At 65.6% G+C, this 4,469-nt stretch carries 6 protein-coding genes; all 6 read left to right on the top strand.

The genetic code is table 11. The annotated features are described in order from the left end of the window. The first annotated feature begins 65 nt into the window (after window positions 1–65). The 6 genes from GXP34_13125 to GXP34_13150 all read left to right on the top strand — a co-directional run bounded on the left by GXP34_13125 (window position 66) and on the right by GXP34_13150 (window position 4,276). Window positions 66–440: an endonuclease domain-containing protein gene (locus GXP34_13125; protein NOY56907.1), complete on the top strand. Its 375-nt coding sequence runs from the start codon at window positions 66–68 to the stop codon at window positions 438–440. Between the two features lie 177 nt (window positions 441–617). Beyond that, window positions 618–1,247, top strand: a complete 630-nt coding sequence (locus GXP34_13130; protein ID NOY56908.1) for a hypothetical protein — start codon at window positions 618–620, stop codon at window positions 1,245–1,247. Continuing rightward, on the top strand, window positions 1,192–1,701 hold the full coding sequence (locus tag GXP34_13135) for a hypothetical protein (GenBank protein ID NOY56909.1): 510 nt from the start codon (window positions 1,192–1,194) through the stop codon (window positions 1,699–1,701). The genes GXP34_13130 and GXP34_13135 overlap by 56 nt, the downstream gene beginning before the upstream one ends. A gap of 97 nt (window positions 1,702–1,798) precedes the next feature. After that, the gene (gene sufC / locus GXP34_13140) at window positions 1,799–2,554 is read left to right on the top strand and encodes a Fe-S cluster assembly ATPase SufC (GenBank protein NOY56910.1); all 756 of its coding nucleotides are present in this window, start codon (window positions 1,799–1,801) and stop codon (window positions 2,552–2,554) included. 2 nt (window positions 2,555–2,556) lie between these two features. Next, window positions 2,557–3,783: a cysteine desulfurase gene (locus GXP34_13145; GenBank protein ID NOY56911.1), complete on the top strand. Its 1,227-nt coding sequence runs from the start codon at window positions 2,557–2,559 to the stop codon at window positions 3,781–3,783. Further along, entirely contained in the window at window positions 3,773–4,276 is a 504-nt protein-coding gene (locus GXP34_13150) for an SUF system NifU family Fe-S cluster assembly protein (protein NOY56912.1), read from the top strand. The genes GXP34_13145 and GXP34_13150 overlap by 11 nt, the downstream gene beginning before the upstream one ends. Window positions 4,277–4,469: the final 193 nt, after the last annotated feature.

Below are 4,469 nucleotides of genomic sequence, written 5' to 3' on the forward strand. Positions count from 1 at the left end.
CCCCTGAGGGGGAAGAAAGAAACGGGGATCTTGAAGTCGACCGTTCGCTGGGGCACGGTGGGCCCATGGACCTCCCGCCGCGCCACCCGCTCGCCATCCAGCGGGCCCGCAGACTCCGCCGCGACATGACCGATGCCGAACGCGTCCTCTGGTGGCACCTGTCGCACGGGGGCCTGGGAACCAGGTGGCGGCGACAAGCACCCATCGGCCGCTACATCGTGGACTTCCTCACGTACGGGCATCGCCTGATCGTCGAACTCGACGGTTCCCAGCATGCGAACAGCAGCTATGACCGTGAACGAGACTCCTACCTTCGCGACCTTGGGTTTCGGGTCCTCCGTTTCTGGAACGAGGAGGTCTTCGAGGAAGTCGATGTCGTTCTCGACGCGATCCTCGCAGTGATGCAAGGTGATCTCAACGAGTGGGAAGGTCACATCTGACCCCTCTTCTTGCTTCCCCTGGCAGGGGAAGTGGCCGAGGCGAGGAACGAGCCGAGGTCGATGGGGTAGAGCCGCCTCCCCGCCCTCAAGGAATCTGCCCTCTTGTCCGATGGTCTTCCCACGAGGCACGTGCTCCCCTACAATCGCACGCGTTCCCCCGCTATCGAAGGAATACTCTTGCGCACACGCATCCTCATCGTCGCTCTTGCCCTGATCGCCACTGCGTGTGCGAGTGGCGCGGCGCAGACCACCACGACCAGCACGACCACCCCGACGACGGCGCCGACGACCACGACGCTGCCTGCCGAGCCGGTCCTCTACACCTACTCCTACGCGGCGGGCGACTCCCACACCTACGACATCGATCTCGACCAGCACATCACGATGGACACGACCGTCGAAGGCGATCTGGGCCTGCTCGGTACCCAGGACAGCCCGAGCAGCGTCGACGTGCGCACCAACATCGCCGGTTCGCTCACCTACGACATCTCCGAGGGGCCCGAGCCGGACACGACGGCGCTGCACATCACGGGCGTCTTCGACGAGCTCGCTGTCGAGGGCACGATCGACGGTGTACCCGCATCGAGCCATGATCTCGACGACGGCACGGTCCCGAACCTCATCGACGCCCGACACGACCATCATCCTCGACCAGTACGGCCATCCCGTCACGGTCAACGACGAGCCGCTCCCCGACGACATGCCGTTCTTCGGCGACCCGTTCACGATGATCGGCAGTCTCACCTCGGGTGTGCTCGACAAGCCGTTCGGCCCGGCGTTCCCGGACCGCCCCCTCGCCCTCGGTGACACCTGGACCGACGAGCAGTCCAAGTACCTCGCCGACGCAGACCAGACGGTCGTCAGCACGATCACCTACACGGTCACCGGCTTCGACACGATCGAAGGCTACGACGTCGCGTTGATCGAGTTCACCTCCGAAGCGTCCGGGATCGACATCGACCTCGGCGAGATGTTCCAGGCCCTGCTCGAAGGGTTCTCTTCGATGGCCGAAGAAGAGAACACCTCGATCGACGTCCCGACGATCGACTTCGTGATCTCGGTCGGCGAAAGTTCGGCGTTGGGCACCTACTGGTTCGATCAGGAAGCCGGCCTCGTCCGTCAGGTCGAGCAAACCTACACGGTCCCGCTGACGATGAACATGGCGATCGACTCCTCGGAGGGGACGGGTTCGACCACCATGCAGATGAACGTCGAATCGACGGTGCGAGCGTCCCTCGCCGAGCCGGGCACGCCGAGCTGAGACTCCCCGGCCCGGCCGGCCGACTCCGAGCGCCCGCTACCATGGCCCCCGAACCGTATTTTCCACTACGCGCATAGGGCTAAGTAGGCTGAGGGTCATGTCCGACCAACCCCTCCTTCAGATCGAGAACCTGCACGCCGGCATCGACGGCACCGAGATCCTCAAGGGCGTCGACCTGACGGTCGAGCGCGGCGAGATCCATGCGCTCATGGGCCCGAACGGCTCGGGCAAGTCGACGCTCGCCAACGTGCTCATGGGCAACACGGTCTACACCGTGACCGAAGGTCGCATCCTCTTCAAGGGAGAGGACATCACCGATCTCAGCCCCGACAAGCGGGCGCTCCTCGGCATGTTTCTCGCCTTCCAGTACCCCGAGGAGATCCCCGGCGTCACGCTGGTGAACTTCCTGCGGACCGCCCTGTCGAACCGCAAGGGCATCGACTACACGATCCTGGAGATGCGCCTCGCGCTGACCGACGCGATGCGTGACCTGGGCATGGACGTCTCGTTCGCGGACCGATACCTCAACGAGGGTTTCTCCGGCGGGGAGCGAAAACGCAACGAGCTGCTCCAGATGACCCTGCTCGAACCGGAGCTGGCGATCATGGACGAGACCGACTCCGGGCTCGACATCGACGCCCTCAAGATCGTCGCCGAAGGGGCGAGCCGCCTGGCGACCCCCGAACGTGGCTTTCTGATCATCACCCACTATCAGCGCCTCCTCGACTACATCACTCCGCATTTCGTCCATATCTTCTCCGACGGTCGCGTGATCACCTCCGGCGGACCGGACCTGGCGAAACTGCTCGAGGAACGCGGCTATGAGGGCTTCGTCGCCGAGGCCGCGGTGTGAACGTGGACCTCTCGCACGTTCGCGACGACTTCCCGATCTTGTCGCGTCTGATTCACGGCAAGCCGCTCGTGTATCTCGACTCTGCGGCGTCGAGCCAGAAACCGATCCAGGTCCTCGATGCCATGGACGACGTGTACCGCAACCACTATGCCAACGTGCACCGTGGCGCCTACACGCTCTCCGAGGAGTCCACGGCCGCCTATGAAGCGGCCAGGGCGACCGCGGCACGCTTCATCCATGCCGGCTCCCCGAACGAGGTCGCCTTCGTACGTGGCGCCACGTCGGGTCTCAACGCCGTCGCGTACGGCTGGGGTCTGAACCATCTCGAGGCCGGCGACAAGATCCTGCTGACGCTGATGGAGCATCACGCCAACGTCGTGCCGTGGCAGCTCCTCACCCGCTACACGGGCGCCAAACTCGTCTACGCGCCGTTCACCGAGGACTACCGGCTCGACGTGGACGCGCTGGTCCGGCTCCTCGACGACGGCGTGAAGGTCGTCGCCCTCACCGCCATGTCGAACGTGCTCGGCACGATCCCGCCGGTCGCCGCGATCGCTGCGCTCGCCAGAGAGCGAGGCGCCCTCGTGGTGGTCGACGCCGCCCAGCTCGTCCCGCACTCCCCCGTCGACGTGGCGGCCCTCGACGCGGACTTCGTCGCGTTCTCGGGGCACAAGATGCTCGGGCCGACCGGCATCGGCGTCCTGTGGGGTCGCATGGATCGATTCGAGGAGATGGAACCGCTCGAGGGTGGCGGCGAGATGATCGAAGATGTGCAACTGGAATCCTCGACGTGGGCGCCGATCCCCCACCGTTTCGAGGCGGGGACCCCACCGTTCGTCGAAGCGGTCGGTCTTGCGGCGGCGATCGACTACCTGGAGGCGATCGGGATGGAGACGGTCGCCGCCCACGACAAGGAGCTGACCGCCTACGCGCTCGCCCGTCTCGGCGAAATCGACGGACTGAGGATCTACGGACCGCCGAACACCGACCAGCGGGGCGGGGTCGTCAGTTTCACGATGGAGGGCATCCACCCGCACGACATCGCGACGATCCTCGACGGGGACGGGATCGCCATCCGTGCCGGCCACCACTGCGCCCGCCCTCTGGCACGCTCGATCGGCGCGCCCTCCACGGCACGGGCCTCCTTCTACGTCTACAACCGGCCGAGCGACGTCGATGCCCTCGTCGACGGTCTGCACCATGCAAAGGAGATCTTCGGTGTCGCTTGAGGACCTCTACCGCCAGGTCATCCTCGACCACTATCGCAGCCCGCGTAACCGCGGGAGGATCGAGCACTGCGACGCGCACGGCGAAGGCCACAACCCGCTGTGCGGCGACGATATCTCCCTCGATCTCACCATCACCGACGACACGATCACCGGCGTCGCCATCACCGGCCAGGGCTGTTCGATCAGCCAGGCATCCGCGTCGATGATGTCCGAGGCGATCAACGGCAAGACGATCCCCGAGGTCGAAGCTCTGATCCGCCGGTTCAAGGCGATGATGGACATCGAGCAGGGCGACGCCGGCCTCGACCCCGACCGGCCCGGCGCGGCCCTCGGCGACCTCGAGGCACTCCAGGGCGTGCGCAAGTTCCCGGTGCGGATCAAGTGCGCGGGCCTCGCCTGGACGACCCTCGAACAGGCGCTCGCAGACCGCAAGGACCCTACGCTCGCAGAGGAAGCCCCCGAGGCGAACAACGAACCGAAGGAAACGGGGTAGAGCCTCCCCCGCACGGCCGCGAGAACACCCCCATCGCCTCGAAGACTCGGCACTTCCCCCTGAAGGGGGAAGCAAAGAGTCGCTCACTTCATGCTTCCCCAAGCAGGGGAAGTGGCCGAGGTCGATGGGGTAGAGCCTCCCCCCGCGGGAACACCCCCATCGCCTCGAAGACTCGGCACTTCCCCCTGAAGGG

Source organism: Actinomycetota bacterium, from assembly GCA_013152275.1.
GTDB lineage: Bacteria > Actinomycetota > Acidimicrobiia > Spongiisociales > UBA4744 > BMS3Bbin01.

Coding starts and splice junctions, on each gene's coding strand:
- sufC (NOY56910.1), top strand. CDS start 1,799: ATGTCCGACCAACCCCTCCTTCAGATCGAGAACCTGCACGCCGGCATC.
- GXP34_13125 (NOY56907.1), top strand. CDS start 66: ATGGACCTCCCGCCGCGCCACCCGCTCGCCATCCAGCGGGCCCGCAGA.